Below are 14,908 nucleotides of genomic sequence, written 5' to 3' on the forward strand. Positions count from 1 at the left end.
GGGTTACGACGCGGGAAGGGCCGCCGGGCAGTACGCCTGAACTCCCAGCTGGCCGAGTGCCGTGATGTCCTTCTCGTTCGTCCAGCCGGTCGCGTTCTTGACGTGCTCGAGCGCCTGATACACCGGCTTGCCGCGCTTGAGTACATCGCACGTCGACTGGGCGATGTCCATCGCCTCGTTAGCGCTGATTCGAAGGCCCTTCTCGCGAACGGCCTTGGCGAACAACTCGTCGCGCTGCTCCTGGTTCGGGTCCGCGGGCTCGGCCGTCGCGGGTGCAGCGAGGGCCGAAGCGGTTCCGACGGCGACGACCGCTGCCGCCAGGATGAGCTTCATTCCCATGTGTATCCCCTGTCCCAGATCAAAAGCCAACAGTACGTCGGCAAACGTCTCGTTGCCTATCGACGGCGGGTGTCGAGGCGTTACTGCCGGGCCTCGGCCGCCTTGTGCACGGCGTTGACGATGCCCTGATACCCGGTGCACCGACAGAAGTTACCGGACAACCCCTCGCGGATTTCGGCGTCCGTGGGCTGCGGATTGTCGCGCAGCAACGCCGTAATGGAGGTGACGAAGCCCGGCGTGCAGAAGCCGCACTGCAGCCCGTGGCAGTCCCGCATGGCGGCCTGCACCGGCGAGAGCTGGCCGTCGGGTGACGCCAGGCCCTCGACCGTCGTGATCTCCTGGCCGTCGACCTGGACGGCGAAGAGCAGGCAGGCGCGAACGGCCTGCCCGTCGAGCAGGACCGTGCAGGCACCGCAGGCGCCGTGCTCGCACCCGAGGTGGGTGCCGGTCAGCCCGCACTTCTCGCGCAGGAAGTCCGCGAGCGTCAGGCGCGGCTCTACGACGGCCTCGAAACGGCGACCGTTGACCGACAGGCCGACCGGAACGTCATGCATCGAGCGCCTCCCTCATGGCGTCGGTCCAGGCGCGCGCGACCATCGCGGCGCCGACCCTGGTGCGGTAGGACGCCGACCCCTGGAGGTCGGACGGCACGTCGGTGAGCTCCGACATGGCGAGTGCGCCGATCTCCTCGGCGGTGACGTCGGAGACGGGCCGACCGGTGATCGCCCGCTCCGCCGCGCTGCCGCGCTCGGGAGTGGAGCCCAGCCCCAGCAGGCCGATACCGCAACGGGTGACGACGTCGTCGTCGTCCAGCTGAACTCCGACGGTCGCGCCTGCAATGGCGAAATCACCGTGTCGCCTTGCGAATTCGTGCACGGCGAAACCGCAGCGTCCGGACCACACCGGAAAGCGCACGGCACGCAGGATCTCGTCGGGCGCCAACGCGTTCTCCCACAGCCCGGTGAAGAACTCGGCCGCCGGGATCTCCCGGTCGCCGCGGGCGGACGTGGCCTCGATCGTCGCGTCGAGGGCGAGTGCCGCAGCCGCGTACTCCGCCGCGGGATCGGCGTGTGCGACGGCGCCGCCGAGTGTGCCCCTGGTGCGGATCTGGAAGTGCCCGATGTGCGGTGTCACCGCGGTCAGCAGTGGAACCGACTCGGCCACTTCGTCATCCATGCCCACCAGCGCGTGCGGGGTGCCCGCGGCGACCACGACGTCGCCGTCGACCAGGTCGATGCCCTGCAACTCCGCGACCCTGGAGATGTCGACCAGGTGCTCGAAGTGGGTGAGCCGCATCGCCAGCATCGGCACCAGGCTCTGGCCGCCCGCCAGGATCTTGGCGTCGTCGCCGTACTCGGTGAGCAGCTCGACGACGTCCTTGACCGAATCGGCCCGGTGATACGCGAACGGTGCGGCTTTCACGACAGCAGCTTCGACAGCGCCGCGAGCAACTCGTCGGTCTTCACGGCCGCCGGATGGACCGGTTTGCGCCTGCGCCCGACGAGGAAGCCGACCGCGACACCGGCCGCGAGTCCGGCGAGCACGGGTGCGAATCGCTTGGCCACCGGCAGCGCCACGACCTTCAGCAGGTCCACCGAGTCGTCGGCCGGCAGCGCCGCCGCCGCGGCGGTTTCCGCGGTGGGCGCCGCCGTGGCGGTCGACCCGCCGACGAGTTCGGCCTCGAGGGTCCTGGCGAACTGCGCGATGAGGTTGCCCGACACGTCCGCGAGCACGCCGCGGCCGAACTGCGCCGCCTTACCCGAGATCGCCAGGTCGGTGGTGATGGCCACGTGGGTCGCGTCACCCTCGTCCCTGAGTTGCGCTGTGACGGTCGCCGCCGCGGTGCCGTTGCCGCGGGTCTCCTTGCCCTCGGCGCGCAGCACGATCCGGCGCCCGGCCTCGTCCTTCTCCTTGTACGCGGCCACGCCCTGGTAGGACACGGTGATCGGGCCGACCTTGACCTTCACCGCGCCGGTGAACTCGTCGCCGTCGACCGACAGCAGCGTGGCACCCGGCAGACACGGCGCGACGCGCTCGACGTCGGTGAACACCTCCCAGGTCTCGGCCAGGGGTACGGCCACCCGGAATTCGTTGTTCAGTTCCACGTCTAATGGTCCTTTCCAGCTTGTTCGATTCCCCGGTCGCTTCGCTCCTGCCCGCCGGCTTCTATGAGCGCGACGATGGCGGCCGGGGACGCGGGCAGCTGCGTCACCGTCACCCCGAGCGGTGCGAGCGCGTCGTTGACGGCGTTGATGACCGCTGGCGGCGACCCGATCGCGCCGCCCTCACCCGCGCCCTTGTAGCCGCCGACACCGGGACCGGGAATCTCGACGTGCCCGAACTCGATCGGCGGGACCTCGGTGGCGGTCGGCAGCAGGTAGTCGACGAACGTCGAGGCGACGGGGTTACCCGCGTCGTCGTATGCGAGGTGTTCGAGCAGGGCGCCGCCGATACCCTGCACCGTGCCGCCCGCGACCTGGCCCTCGACGACGTTGGGGTTGATCATCGGACCCACGTCCTCGCTCACGATGTAGCGGGTGAGGGTCACGTGGCCGGTCTCGATGTCCACCTCGCACGTGCAGACGTGAGTCGCGTTGGCCCAGTGGATCATCGCCTGCGAGTTGAAGCGGGCGGTGGCCTCCAGTGTCGGCGACACGCCGCCGAGCTGTGCGGGCTCGTAGTACGACCGGTAGGCGATGTCGGCGAAGCTCACGCTCTTCGCCTCGCCCCCGACGGAATCCCGCACCGTCGCACGGGAGTCGGCGAGTTCGACGGCGTCGGGCTCCACCCCCAGGATCTGAGCGGCGATCGCGATGATCTGCCCCCGCAGGATCGTGCCCGCCTCGTTCACCGCTCCGGCGGTCATGGGTGCGCTGCGGCTGCCCTGCGTGCCCGCACCGTAGGGCGTGACCGCGGTGTCGCCCTGGATGGTGGACACGTCGTCGATGTCGGCGCCCAACGCATCCGCGGTCAGCTGGACCACGGTCGTCTCGATGCTGTTGCCCGCCGAACCGCCGTTGACGTAGACGTTGATCTTGCCGGTCGACTCCATGCGGACGGTCGCGCCCTCGGTCGCGAGATGGCCGGTCGCGGCGCCGGTGGGCTCGATGTAGGCCGAGAAACCGAGGCCGATGTAGCGGCCCTCGGCCAGCGCATCGGCCTGCTCCTTGCGGAAGCCCTCGTGATCGAGGATCTTGACGGCCTGCTCGAAGGTGTCGGCGGGCGCGCAGTTGTCGTAGGGCATTCCGTTGGGATTGAAGAACGGCATCTCGTCGCCGCGCAGGATGTTGATGCGGCGCAGCTCGACGGGGTCCATCCCGATCTTGCGCGCCGCTGAGTCGAGAAGCATTTCCCGCGTGAGGGTTTCGTACTGCCACGGCCCGCGGTAGGCGTGCAGGCCGGGAGTGTTGGAGAACACCGTCTTGTAGTTGAAGCTCGCCTTCGGCACCCGGTACGGTCCAGGGAAGAACATGCCGATGGCGGCCGTGGTGAGCACGGGGTACGGCGTCGGGTAGGACCCGACGTCCTGCACGAAGTCGATGTCGGCGGCCAGGATCTTCCCGTCCTCGTCGAACGCCATCCGCACGGTGCCGTCGACGTGCCGGGACTGGCCTGCGGACATCAGGTTCTCGCGGCGGTCCTCGATCCACTTCAAGGCCGCGGACACCTTGCGGGCCGCCAGCAGGATGCACATGTCCTCGCGCATCGGGACGACCTTCTGCCCGAACGCACCACCGGTGTCGCGCATGATGACGCGGACCCGCTGGGCGGGGATACCGAGCAGACGGGCGGCGAAGGCGCGCAGCTCGTGTGGCGTCTGGGTGGACGCCCAGACCGTGAGTTCCTCTGTGCTGCCACTCCATTCGGCGACCATGCCGCGGGTCTCCATCGGCACCGGAACGTACATCTGCTGATAGATGTGCTCGGACACGACGTGGGCGGCGGTGGCGAACAGCTCCTCGTCCGGCGGTGCGCCGCCCATGCCTCCCGCGACGTTGTCGGGGTAGGCCTCGTGCACGACCGGAACTCCGGCGGCCGCGCCCCCTACCGCCTTGCGGAAGTCCGCGACGGCGGGCAGCGGTTCGTAATCCACGTCGACGAGGTCGACGGCGTCCTCGGCGAGGTACCGGCTGTCGGCGACGACGAGCGCAACCGGATCGCCGACGAACTTCACCTCGCCGACGGCCAGTGGCGGCCGAGGGGTGTCGGGAATGTCCTTGCCCGCGACGGCGTGCCACGCTTCGACGACGTCGTCGTTGATGTCCGCGGCGGTGAACACCGCGTGCACCCCCGGCAGGGCGAGGGCTGCAGCCGTGTCGATGTTCGTGATGGTGGCGCGAGCGAACGGGCTGCGGACGAAGCAGGCGTGCAGCATGCCGGGGCGCATCACGTCGTCGACGAACGTCCCCTTGCCCGTCAGCAGTCGGGTGTCCTCGACCCGCGGCATCCGGGTGCCGGAGTAGCGGGGACTGACGGCGTCTGGAGCGGATGGCGGAGTCTCGGGCGTAGCGGTCGTCACCTGGGCGGTCCTCCCTGTATCACTTGCGCGTGTAAGTGATAGCTGTCACAACGTGGACGAGTGCCGTTATCGTACACGGAGAGGCGGTGTGCCAAAAAGAGAGAGTGGCATTTCCGCACGTACGGCCGGTTTTACGGACCGAAGATCGTGCGTTCGTGGTGAATGGGGCCGTCGACCTCGGCGAGTGGCCGGCCCTGGCCACCCCACCGCCGCGCGATGATCTCCGCGGTGATGGACACCGCGGTCTCCTCGGGGGTACGCGCCCCGAGGTCGAGGCCGAGCGGGCTCGACATCCGGCTCAGTTCGTCGTCGGTCAGGCCGGCGGCGCGCAGTCGGTCCACCCGGTCCAGATGGGTCTTGCGAGAACCCATCACGCCGATGTAGCCGAGCTCCAGCCGAAGGGCCACCTCGAGCACCGGGACGTCGAACTTCGGATCGTGGGTCAACACGCAGATCGCCGTGCGCGAGTCCAGTGCACCGGCGTCGGCCTGCGCGCGCAGATAGCGATGCGGCCAGTCGACGACAACCTCGTCGGCCGCGGGAAACCTTGCTGCCGTGGCGAATACGGGTCTCGCATCGCACACGGTGACGCGGTAGCCGAGGAAGGCGGCCTGCCTGGTGAGCGCCGCGGCGAAGTCGATGGCGCCGAAGACGATCATGCGCGGTGGCGGTGCGTGGCTGGCGACGAAGACCTCCATACCGGCACCCTGGCGCTCGCCGTCCGGTCCGTAGACCAGGACCCCCGTGCTGCCCGCGACGAGCATGCCGCGCGCGTCGTCGCCGACCGCGTCGTCGGCGCGCGACGACCCCAGTGAGCCGTCGACGGTATCGGCGCCGATGACGAGCCGGCGACCGAGTCGACTGGGGTCCGGGTGGGCGATGACGGTCGCAACCGCCGTCGGCCGGTGCGCGGCGATCGCGTCGACCACGGCACCGAGTTGCGGGAACGTCTCCACCGACACCGGTTCGGCGAAGATGTCGATGGTGCCGCCGCAGGTGAGGCCGACGGCGAACGCGTCGTCGTCGCTGATGCCGTAGCGCTGCAGCACCGGCGTCCCCGTCGCGACCACCTCGGTGGCCATCTCGTACACCGCCGCCTCGACGCAGCCGCCCGACACCGAACCGGCCACCGAACCGTCGGGGGAGACGACCATGGCCGCCCCGGCCCGACGCGGTGCGGAGCGCAGGGTGCGTACGACGGTGGCCAGGCCTGCGGTGCCACCGGCGCGCCAGACCGACGCGAGTTCGTCGAGTACGTCACGCATCGACCAAGTGTAGGACCGTACCGTGACCGCATGCGAAAGCTGATCGCCGCGATGTGCGCCGCATCCGTCGTGCTCATCCCCGCTTGTGGTCGGGGCGAGCCGAACTCGTTGTTCGACGCCGCCGGCTACCACGTCCGCGGCGACACGGTCTACTACCTGCGGGCCTTCCCCGGCGCCGCGGACGAGATGCAGGGCGTGGACGTGAACTCGTTCGAAGTGCTCGACCGCACCTACGCGAAGGACGCGGCGCAGGTGTATCTCGACGGCCGACCGCTGGCCGACGCCGATCCCGCGACGTTCGTCCTACTCGACCGGCCGAACCACGCGAAGGACGCCCGGTACGTCTACGCCCGCGACCGGGTGGTGTCCGATGACCCCGAGCACTACGAACTGCTGGACGCGAACCTCTCGAAGGACTCAGCCCACGTCTACTGGTCGGACGGGAGCGTGCTGTCCGACGACCCCGCGAACTTCGAGATCGTGTCGAACAGGGACTACTACACCTACACCAGGGACGGCACGACGGTGCACGTCAACGGCACCCCGATCACCGCCGCCGACCCCGCCACCTTCCGCGTGCTCGCCGGTGGGTACAGCCGCGACGACGCCGGCGCCTTCTACTTCACCGATGCGATGCCCGACGCGAACGCGGCGGAGCTCGAGGTGCTCGAGGGGGCGTACGCCCGCGACCGCGCGCACGCGTACTGGATGGGCGCGGTGATACCCGGTGCCGACGCCGCCTCGTTCGTCGTGCTCAACGGTGACTTCGAGTGCACGGCCGATGCCACCCGCGCGTACTACCGCGACACGGTGATCGCCGACGCCGACCCCGCAGCGTTCCCGAAGGACAAGGCCGTCACCGGCTGCTCGGAAACCGGAATCACATTCCGCGAGTAGCGATTTCAGCTTGGCGGGCCAGCTTAAGCATGGTACGGACCGCGAGCTGAATCTCCTCGGTCATGAGGTCTTCGCCGTCGACGCCGATCATGATGAGGTCGTTGAGCAGGTCGTCGGTGCCGCGGTAGCAGCGATCGGCGATCATCATGTCGACGTAGCGGTCGAGTTCATCGTGCAGGCCGCTGCCGACGAGATCGTCGGCCCACCGCGCGAACCGCGTCCAGTCCGCCTCGGGCACGCCGAGCATCGAGCAGACCGCTCGGACCGTGCGGGTTTCGTGCGCGTGCAGGGACTTGCTCACCAGATGCCTCCTGGTGTCCGATGCTAGGCCGCGAAGGTCGCCGAGAGCGCGCTACGGGGCGTCCGCGTGACGAAGCCAACACCGGCCCCACCCGCGTGACGTTCAGCCGACGAACCGCTCCCGATAGCCGGCGAGCCGGTGGGCCACCTCGTCCACGTCGAGGCCGAGATCCGCGGGTTCGTAGCGCACGCCGCCGTGCCTGCCGCGCGGATGCGCGGCGCAGAAGGCGGCCATCGCCGCTCGGGCGCGGTCGTCGTACGGCTGGTCGGCGAGTGCGTAAATCGCTGCGACAGTGCCCTGTTCGTCGGCCATGAAGTCCTCGAACGCGACGTCGATCGACTGGGCACCGGGGAGCACGGCGCGATCGCGCAGGCAGGTGGTCAGCAGGTCGGCTCCACGGTCCAGCCAGTACCGCGAGGTCCTGATCGGGTCGGGCCGCTCGCTGTTCATCCGCGCGGCGTAGCTCACCATCGTGCACATCGACTGGATCACTTCGACCGGGTCGCGGTGAGTGACCACGAAGGTGGCGTCGGGGAACGTCCGGTACAGGACGGGGAACTGCTCGAGATGCTGTGGCGATTTGAGCACCCAGCGAGTCCCGCCGCGCAGCCACTGCATTGCCTGCAGCGAGCGCCTGAGGTAGGCGTACGCCGGGGCCTGATCCTCGCCCCGGTAGTGCTTCGCGTAGTCGGGGAGGTGGAAAGTGGTCTCGAACAACATGGTTGAGAGGTCGTTGCCGAGGATCTGAATCTCCTCGTGGGCGTGATCCACCGTCATCTCGTGCATCCGCTTGAAGTCCGGCATGACGGTGTTCACGATGTTCAGGCCCGCCTCGCAGCGGTCCCGTCGGCCGTGCTCGTCCTCGCCGGGCACGGGGAACGGTTCGAGGCTCTCCCAGTACGGCAGATACCGGATCGCCGGGTCGGCCGCAATCAGGTTGTGCAGGTGGGTCGTTCCCGTGCGCGGCAGTCCGGCGATGATGATCGGCCGGTCGATCGACACGTCCTCGATCTCCGGATGCTCGGCGATGAGCGCCTCGAGTCGCAGCCGGTTGACCAGGTGTCCGACCACCTGCTCGAACGCCAATGCCGTTCCCATATTGGACAGTTCGGCTTGCTCGCGCAGCGACCGGCACAGGACGTCGAGTCGTGGCCGGAACGCCGGATCACCGAAGTCCTCCAGTCGAGCGCGGTCGACGGCGGTCTCGAGCATGGTGTCCGGGTCGAGGTCGAGCGTCGCTCCGTAGGCGCCGAGCCCGTCCCGGATGGGTTGCGATTCCGGAGGGAAGACGGGGTTCGCGAGGTCGGTGAACCGGATCGCGGCGGGCCTGGTCACGGCCGGAGCTCGGCGACGCCGACGACCCGGCAGACCGGACGCGCCGGCGTATCCGCGGGCAGGAACCAGCGCAACCAGATGAGCCCCTTGCCGCGGCCCGCCGTCGACACCCAGTTCGGATGGCCGGGATCCTCGGCGCTGATGACGACCCGCCACGACCCGTCTGCCTCGTAGGTGACCTCGGAGCCGTTGATGGTGACGCGCTCGCTGGTGAAGTCGTAGGTGTGGAGGAACGGATTCCACAGGCACAGATTCCAGAACGCGCACTCCGGTGACGTGCCCTCGACGACGAGCGCCTGGTCCGGTGTCAACTCGTAGGCGCCCATCGCGTATGCGGCGTCACCCGCCGCCCAGCCGTACGTCACCGTCGGCACGGGGAAGGGCTCGTGAATCTCGTTGGCGGGCTCCACCTTCACCGGGAGCATCGCCAGTTGCTCGTGCAGCCACGTGCGCGCGGCGCGCAGCCGGCGAGTCAGGTCGGCGCGGTCCTCGTCGCGACGCTGGGGCGCGTCGAGTGCGGTGATGGTCCATTCCGAACGCCGCGCCGTCTCACGGTTGTTGACGTAGTCTCGGGTGAGGGCGAATACCGCGTCGGGTTCGAGTTTCAGCCACGGACCCTGCTGAGGGTCGGGGCTGATGGTCAACTCGAAGTTGCCGTCGGCGTCGAACTCGAGTGCTCGGTCATTGATCGTGCCGACGATCCGGTCGCTGTAGCGGCCGTCGTCCGGGCCGCCGTACACCGTCAGCGACAGGTAGACGGCATCACCGCGGTTGCCGGTGACGCGGTAGGTCCGCGTCGGATCAATCGGCGCCAGTTGGTAATACGCGTCCGAGTTGTCGCCACCCCACTTCAGAAAGGGTGAGATGACGTCCACGAACCGCGGGCGCTCCTTCTCGTTCCACACGAACGCGTCGACCGCGACCCGGAGCAGGCTGAAAGCCAGCCGGTATCCGTCCAGCAGGTCCGCCTCGGGCAACGGGGGATCGGCGTCGAGCATGGTGGACTCGATGGCGCGCACCTCGTCGAGGAGATCACCGAACGCGTGGGACAGCCCGCTCTGATCGTGGACGGCGTCGGCACTCATGGTGACGAATCGTTACATGTCGTAACGTAATGTGTCAACGGGCGCTCGCCCGGTCCGGCTACACCTTGGTGAGATCGGTCTTCATCAGCATGACGTTGTACTCGGACCAGATCGACAGGTTCCAGTACAGGTCGCTGCCGGTGCCCATCGTCGACGGTGACCACGGGTGCATCATCGGCGCGTAGATGCCGCCCTGCTGTTGGCTCATAAGCACTTTCGCGGACGACCAGGTGCCCTGCGGGGTATCGGACGTGCGCATGACGATGTTGTTGAACTGGTCGCCGTACAGCGTCACGTACTTGTTCAGCTGCTTGTTGTACTGCACCGAGAGCTCGCTGACCTGAACGCCGGGGTTCACCGCGCCGCACGCGCCCTGCTCGCTGGCGCCGAACACCGCGGTCGCCTTCGCGGGTTGATTCCGGTACCAGCCCGCCTTGGTGGCGCCGATGCCGAACCAGCCGCCCGCGCTGCCCTTGCTGTAGTAGTCGTACTTCGTCACGTCGAGGATGTCCTTCTCGGCGACGCGCGAGAGGTACGCCGCGCCCTGGCGGCCGTTCGGCGTGCCGTAGGAGTAGACGTAGCCGTCACCGGGGCGCACCAGCGCCGCCTGCTGGAAGTTGGCGTTGCCGCTCCACGGGTCGTTCATCCGAATGGACTGCGGTGCGATCTTCCAGTTCTCGCCGTTGTCGATCGAGTAGGCGATGCCCGAGTAGTTGGTGGTCCACTGGCCGGCGGCGCCCCACTGCCGCACCGACATGAAGCTGAGGTACTGGGTCATCCCGCCGATGGCCTTGGGGTCGGTCGAGGGCAGCGCGATGCCCGCAGTCGGGATGAGGGTGATGCCCGGCGCGAGTCCCGGCGGGAGCGCCTCGGGGTTGATGATGCGCCGCGCGTACTGCTCGTACGGCCTGCCGTTGGGCACGTCCCACAGCGGCATACCGCCGAACCAGTTGCCGTTGCCGAACTCGCCGTCCGGCACGTCCATGCCGTCCGCGAGGTACGTATCGGCACTGCGCATCAGCACGTTGAAGCGCCAGTCCTCGCCCGGCACGCTGCGCAGTCCGAAGGTGTCGCCGAAGGCGATCAGCACCTGATGCTCGTTGTACGGGGTGGCCGGGTCGTCGGCGATCCCGTTGTCCCACATGGTGCCCACGTCGGTACCGGAGACGCCGAAGCGGGTCAGGGTGTCGGCGATCAACGGGTTGATCTGGCCGTTCGCGCCGAGCACCTGGTAGCCGCCGGTGACCCAGTTGACGAAGCTCGTCGACGGGCTCAGTTGCGCCCCGGCCAGCGGGAAACCCGGCACGTTCGCGACTGCCCTGGCGGCGGCCATTGCCAGGCTGGTCTGCTGTGTCGCGACGGTCGACGTGGTCGACTGGCCGGTGACGGCGTTGACGAAGTCCTCGATCTCGCGCCGCGCGTACGCCAGCAGCGTCCACGCCATCGGCTGCCCGGCCGGGGCGGCGGGGCCGCTGCCCACGAGCGGGCCGAGGATCGAGTTCACCACCCCGGACACGAAGTTCGTGACGATGGAGAACGGGTTGGGCGCCGCGGCGGGTGCCACCGCGGCGGCGGTTCGCGTGGTGGCCGTGGTGGTCGCCGCGGACACCTGCGTGGACAGCGCCGCGACGGGCGCGGCCTCCGCTTCGGGCGCCCCTGCGGTGGAAGTCGTTGCGGCGGAGAAGGTCTCGCCGGCCTTCGGTGTCGTGGGCTCCGGGTCGGACGTCGTCTCGACAGCGGCCGTCTGGGTGGTCTTCGCGGTGTCGGCGACGGCCGTCGACTTCTTGGAGGACTTCGGCTTCGTGGTCGAGGTATCTTCGGACGGGGCTGCGGTCTCGTCGTCCGGCGTGGCGGTGTCGGGCTCGATCTCGGGTTCGATTTCCGCGGGCACGGTCGGCGCGGTGGTCGCAGACCCGGTGTTGGTCTGGGCGCTCACGACACCGGCCGGCGTCGTCGTCGCACCCTCCTGCGATGTCTGCCCCGCGCTGCCGGAGGACCCCTCGGTCGGAGTGTCGACGGCGGTGCCGGTGGCCGGGGTGGTCTGCTCGCCGCCGGTCTGCGGGCCGCTCGACTCGGCGGACGGGCCGGCCGTCGAGGTGCTCGACGACGAGGTGTCGGTGTCGTCGGCGGCGGCGATCCCGTGTCCGGTGAAGACGGCGGTGCCGACTCCCAGTGCGACGGCTAGCCGGCCGACACGGCCGATGTAGGCGGAGGCTGGCATGGTGTCCCCTCGGTCAAATGCACGTGCGTTCCTCCCCCGTCAATAAGTGATTAGACCCCATTCGTTACACGGGCACGAGCAAACTCGCGAAATGCCCCAACTTTCACACCCGTTTCTTCAGTCGAGCGTGCGCAGGGCGTCCTCGTAGAGGCCGAAGGCCTCGGCCAACCCGTCGCCGACCCAGGCTTCGACGATTCCGACCTTGTCGGCCACCAGCTGCACCTGCATCACCCACTGCTCGAAATCGGGTTCGGCCCGCAGCGCGGCGACCTGAGCCTTCGATCCCTGAACGAGGATGAAGCCGCCCAGCTCGGCGCTCTGCGGCTTGAGGATCGCGGTGTCGAACCGCTCGATGCGCCCATCGCGGACCAGCCCGTCGAGATATCCCGTGAGGGTGTTCTTGAGAAGGTCGAGCGCCTGCCGTTCGCGTCCGCGGGTCGGAATGCCCCACGCCACCCAGAAGCCTGTCTCGGCCACGCGTCCTCCTCGGATCGATTGTTGAGAATCTACGACTATCCTCCAGTGTCGAGATGAGCCGCGGGACCCATGAGGTGTGCACGTGTGGGCACCGCTATCCCGAGCACTCGCTTTTCGGCACGTGCTACGGGTGTCTCGACTGTCCCGACGTCGAGGAGCGCCCACCGGGCGACCAGGACTTCTTCGACGACCACCCCTACCGGCGGTGCGGCTGCGCCGGGTTCGACGGAGCGGATGACATCGAGGGTGCCGACCAACCGGGGGAGGTCGGCCCGTTTAGCCGCCCCGATTCGGGGTGACTCCACCCGACATGGAACGGACCGACGACCCATCGCCCATCCCGACGGACGCCACCGAGGCGACCGACGAACAGCGGGAGTGGCAGGACGAGTTGGACCACCGGGGCGAGGACCCGGATGCGCCGGGTCTCCAGCAGGACCGGCACCAGATCGCCGACGAGACCTAACCGGCTGACGTCGACGCAATGGCCCCGACGCCGCGGGCCAGGCTCGGATAAAGGATCGCCGGTCCGAGCCAGCGTGCGACGAACCGGCGCAGCGCGGCGCCGTCGCGAGGCGGATCGCCGGGGTCGATCAGTAGCGAGTGCAGGGTGCGCAGCGCGAGTTCGCCGAGTTCGTCGATGGCGTCGTCGTCGTATCCATGCGCTTCCCAGTCGACGTCGAAGCGGTGCAGGATCGAACGCTGAAACGCCATCGCGGTGTCCCCGGTGAGCGAGACCATGGACCCGCCCTCCTGTCGTCGCGTGATCAGGTTCTCGAATTGCCGGTTGCCCACCAGCTCCTCGGCCGCGTAGCTGACGCTCTCCACCACGGCGGCGACGGGATCGGTGAGTCCGCTGACGTGCTTCTCCAACCGGCTGATGAACCCGTCGGCCGAGCGCATGGCGCTGGCGATGAGGAGCGCATCGGTGCCGGGGAAGTAGCGGTAGACGGTCTGGCGGGTCACGCCGAGGGCTCGGGCGACGTCGGCGATCCGCATCGACGCGCCGTCCGCGGCGATGATCGCGTCGACGGCGTCGAGAATCCGCTCGATGGCCTCCTCGTCCGACGTGGGCGCGTTGCCGGACCAGCCGTGGCTACGCACGGGCGACGACGTCGAACTCGATCGGCAGTGACTCGGGTCCGGTCATGCCGAGCATCGGCTTCCACCTCGTCGCCGCGGTGCGCCGAGGGTTGAGGAGCCGGGTGGCGAGAATGCGCAACGCCTCGGCGAGTTCGAGGCGGGCCAGATTCGCGCCGAGGCAGTAGTGCACGCCGCCGCCGAAGGTGAGGATGGCCGGCGCGCCCTGTCGGGACACGTCGAAGCGGTCGGCGTCGTCGTAGACCGCAGGGTCGCGATTCGCCGCGTAGGTGTTCACCATGATGAAAGTCCCTGCGGGGAAGAGGTATCCGTTGAAGTCGGCGTCCTCGGTCACCCAGCGCGGGGTACCGCAGACGGCGGGCGAGTGGCGCATGCTCTCCTCGACGGCGCGCATGGCGAACTCCGGGTTGTCGCGCAGGACGGCCCACTGATCGGGGTGATCGCACAGCACCTGAACCGATGCGGCGAGCTGATTGCGCGTGGTGTCGGTGCCCGCCATCAGCAGGCTGGCCGCCAGGGTGCGCAGTTCGTCCTGGCTCAGCCGGTCGCCGTCGTCCTCGGCGCGGATGAGTTCGGAGATCAGATCGTCGGTCAGAGCGCCGCGCCTGCGATCGATCATCTCGTCGACGTAGGCGTCCAGTTCGCCCCACGCCCGCAGCACCGTCGGCGTCTCCGTCTCCAGGTCGGTACCGAAGCTGAAGGCCTTGAACACGTCAGCCGTCCAGTCGGAGAACAGTTTCCAGTCCTCGCTGGGGGCGCCGAGCAGCGCGCAGATGATCGGAATCGGGTAGTGCTTGGCGATGTCCTCGACGATGTCGCAGCGTCCCGCGTCGGCCACCGAGTCGATGAGCCCGTTCACGACGGTGTCGATGGTGTCGTGCAGACGTGTCGTCGCGCGCGGCGTGAACGCCTTCGACACCAGCTTGCGCAGACGGACGTGCTCGTCGCCCTCGATGCAGAGCAGCGTGGCCATGACCTTGTCGTAGAGCGGGCCCGACGTGACGCCCTGCGCCATCAGGCTGATCCCCGGCGGGGTGGTGAAGCGGGGATCGCGCATGATCGCGCGGGCGTACTCGTAGGACAGGATCTCGGGTCCCGCCGGGCCGATCCCGATGGGTGCGACCCGCTGCGCCTCGCGGATGTGGGCCCACGCCTGCGCGGGTTCGGCGTCGATGTCGTAGCCCAGCATCGGCAGGCCCGCGTCGAACACGCTCTTCGCCGTCGTGGTCGTGGGCATCGCGGTCTCCTCGGCGAGACGGATCGGGCTGATGTGTCCCGTGTGGTCGATCCGACGCTACGACGAACGCGCCATCGGCGGGGCGTTTTCGTCCGCTTCGCCATACGTTTCTCGATTTACGTATGGCCACT

16 protein-coding genes are annotated in these 14,908 nt (G+C 68.6%); 3 read left to right on the forward strand and 13 right to left on the reverse strand.

The window, feature by feature from the left end:
* Window positions 1-3: 3 nt before the first annotated feature.
* From NM203_RS04160 to NM203_RS04185, 6 genes are all read right to left on the reverse strand, one after another.
* A complete protein-coding gene (locus NM203_RS04160; RefSeq protein WP_255058418.1) occupies window positions 4-339 on the reverse strand; it encodes a DUF732 domain-containing protein in 336 nt (111 codons plus the stop codon).
* A gap of 80 nt (window positions 340-419) precedes the next feature.
* Window positions 420-893, reverse strand: a complete 474-nt coding sequence (locus tag NM203_RS04165; protein WP_255058419.1) for a (2Fe-2S)-binding protein — start codon at window positions 891-893, stop codon at window positions 420-422.
* Window positions 886-1,761 carry an FAD binding domain-containing protein gene (locus NM203_RS04170; protein ID WP_255058420.1) on the reverse strand — a complete coding sequence of 292 codons (876 nt, stop codon included), beginning with the start codon at window positions 1,759-1,761 and terminating at the stop codon, window positions 886-888. Before NM203_RS04170 ends, NM203_RS04165 begins: the two co-directional genes overlap by 8 nt.
* Window positions 1,758-2,444: an SRPBCC family protein gene (locus NM203_RS04175; RefSeq protein ID WP_255058421.1), complete on the reverse strand. Its 687-nt coding sequence runs from the start codon at window positions 2,442-2,444 to the stop codon at window positions 1,758-1,760. Before NM203_RS04175 ends, NM203_RS04170 begins: the two co-directional genes overlap by 4 nt.
* 2 nt (window positions 2,445-2,446) lie before the next feature.
* Window positions 2,447-4,786, reverse strand: coding sequence for a xanthine dehydrogenase family protein molybdopterin-binding subunit (locus NM203_RS04180; protein WP_255059105.1), 2,340 nt, complete (start codon window positions 4,784-4,786; stop codon window positions 2,447-2,449).
* A gap of 203 nt (window positions 4,787-4,989) precedes the next feature.
* Window positions 4,990-6,123: an XdhC family protein gene (locus NM203_RS04185; RefSeq protein ID WP_255058422.1), complete on the reverse strand. Its 1,134-nt coding sequence runs from the start codon at window positions 6,121-6,123 to the stop codon at window positions 4,990-4,992.
* A gap of 30 nt (window positions 6,124-6,153) precedes the next feature.
* Between NM203_RS04185 and NM203_RS04190 the strand changes: the two genes are divergently transcribed.
* A complete protein-coding gene (locus tag NM203_RS04190; protein ID WP_255058423.1) occupies window positions 6,154-7,020 on the forward strand; it encodes a DKNYY domain-containing protein in 867 nt (288 codons plus the stop codon).
* Here the strand turns inward: NM203_RS04190 and NM203_RS04195 are convergent.
* The 5 genes from NM203_RS04195 to NM203_RS04215 all read right to left on the reverse strand — a co-directional run bounded on the left by NM203_RS04195 (window position 7,004) and on the right by NM203_RS04215 (window position 12,439).
* Complete coding sequence (locus NM203_RS04195) at window positions 7,004-7,321, reverse strand: cytochrome P450 family protein (RefSeq protein ID WP_255058424.1); 318 nt, start codon at window positions 7,319-7,321, stop codon at window positions 7,004-7,006. The genes NM203_RS04190 and NM203_RS04195 overlap by 17 nt on opposite strands.
* Before the next feature lie 102 nt (window positions 7,322-7,423).
* On the reverse strand, window positions 7,424-8,638 hold the full coding sequence (locus NM203_RS04200) for a sulfotransferase family protein (protein WP_408633304.1): 1,215 nt from the start codon (window positions 8,636-8,638) through the stop codon (window positions 7,424-7,426).
* 14 nt (window positions 8,639-8,652) lie between these two features.
* Entirely contained in the window at window positions 8,653-9,741 is a 1,089-nt protein-coding gene (locus NM203_RS04205; RefSeq protein ID WP_255058427.1) for a DUF1214 domain-containing protein, read from the reverse strand.
* A gap of 58 nt (window positions 9,742-9,799) precedes the next feature.
* Window positions 9,800-11,962 carry a DUF4185 domain-containing protein gene (locus NM203_RS04210; RefSeq protein WP_255058429.1) on the reverse strand — a complete coding sequence of 721 codons (2,163 nt, stop codon included), beginning with the start codon at window positions 11,960-11,962 and terminating at the stop codon, window positions 9,800-9,802.
* 117 nt (window positions 11,963-12,079) lie between these two features.
* On the reverse strand, window positions 12,080-12,439 hold the full coding sequence (locus NM203_RS04215) for a hypothetical protein (RefSeq protein ID WP_255058430.1): 360 nt from the start codon (window positions 12,437-12,439) through the stop codon (window positions 12,080-12,082).
* A 53-nt stretch (window positions 12,440-12,492) separates the two neighbouring features.
* Here NM203_RS04215 and NM203_RS04220 point away from each other — a divergent pair, with 53 nt between their 5' ends.
* Together NM203_RS04220 and NM203_RS04225 are read left to right on the forward strand one after the other, a co-directional pair.
* Window positions 12,493-12,738, forward strand: coding sequence for a hypothetical protein (locus NM203_RS04220; RefSeq protein ID WP_255058431.1), 246 nt, complete (start codon window positions 12,493-12,495; stop codon window positions 12,736-12,738).
* Window positions 12,739-12,749: 11 nt separating this feature from the next.
* On the forward strand, window positions 12,750-12,905 hold the full coding sequence (locus tag NM203_RS04225) for a hypothetical protein (protein ID WP_255058432.1): 156 nt from the start codon (window positions 12,750-12,752) through the stop codon (window positions 12,903-12,905).
* Here NM203_RS04225 and NM203_RS04230 read toward each other — a convergent pair.
* Window positions 12,902-13,543 carry a TetR/AcrR family transcriptional regulator gene (locus NM203_RS04230; RefSeq protein ID WP_255058433.1) on the reverse strand — a complete coding sequence of 214 codons (642 nt, stop codon included), beginning with the start codon at window positions 13,541-13,543 and terminating at the stop codon, window positions 12,902-12,904. The genes NM203_RS04225 and NM203_RS04230 overlap by 4 nt on opposite strands.
* Window positions 13,536-14,777, reverse strand: coding sequence for a cytochrome P450 (locus NM203_RS04235; protein WP_255058434.1), 1,242 nt, complete (start codon window positions 14,775-14,777; stop codon window positions 13,536-13,538). The genes NM203_RS04230 and NM203_RS04235 overlap by 8 nt, the downstream gene beginning before the upstream one ends.
* Between the last annotated feature and the right edge of the window lie 131 nt (window positions 14,778-14,908).

This window comes from Mycolicibacterium arenosum, assembly GCF_024320865.1.
In the GTDB taxonomy this organism is placed as follows: domain Bacteria; phylum Actinomycetota; class Actinomycetes; order Mycobacteriales; family Mycobacteriaceae; genus Mycobacterium; species Mycobacterium arenosum.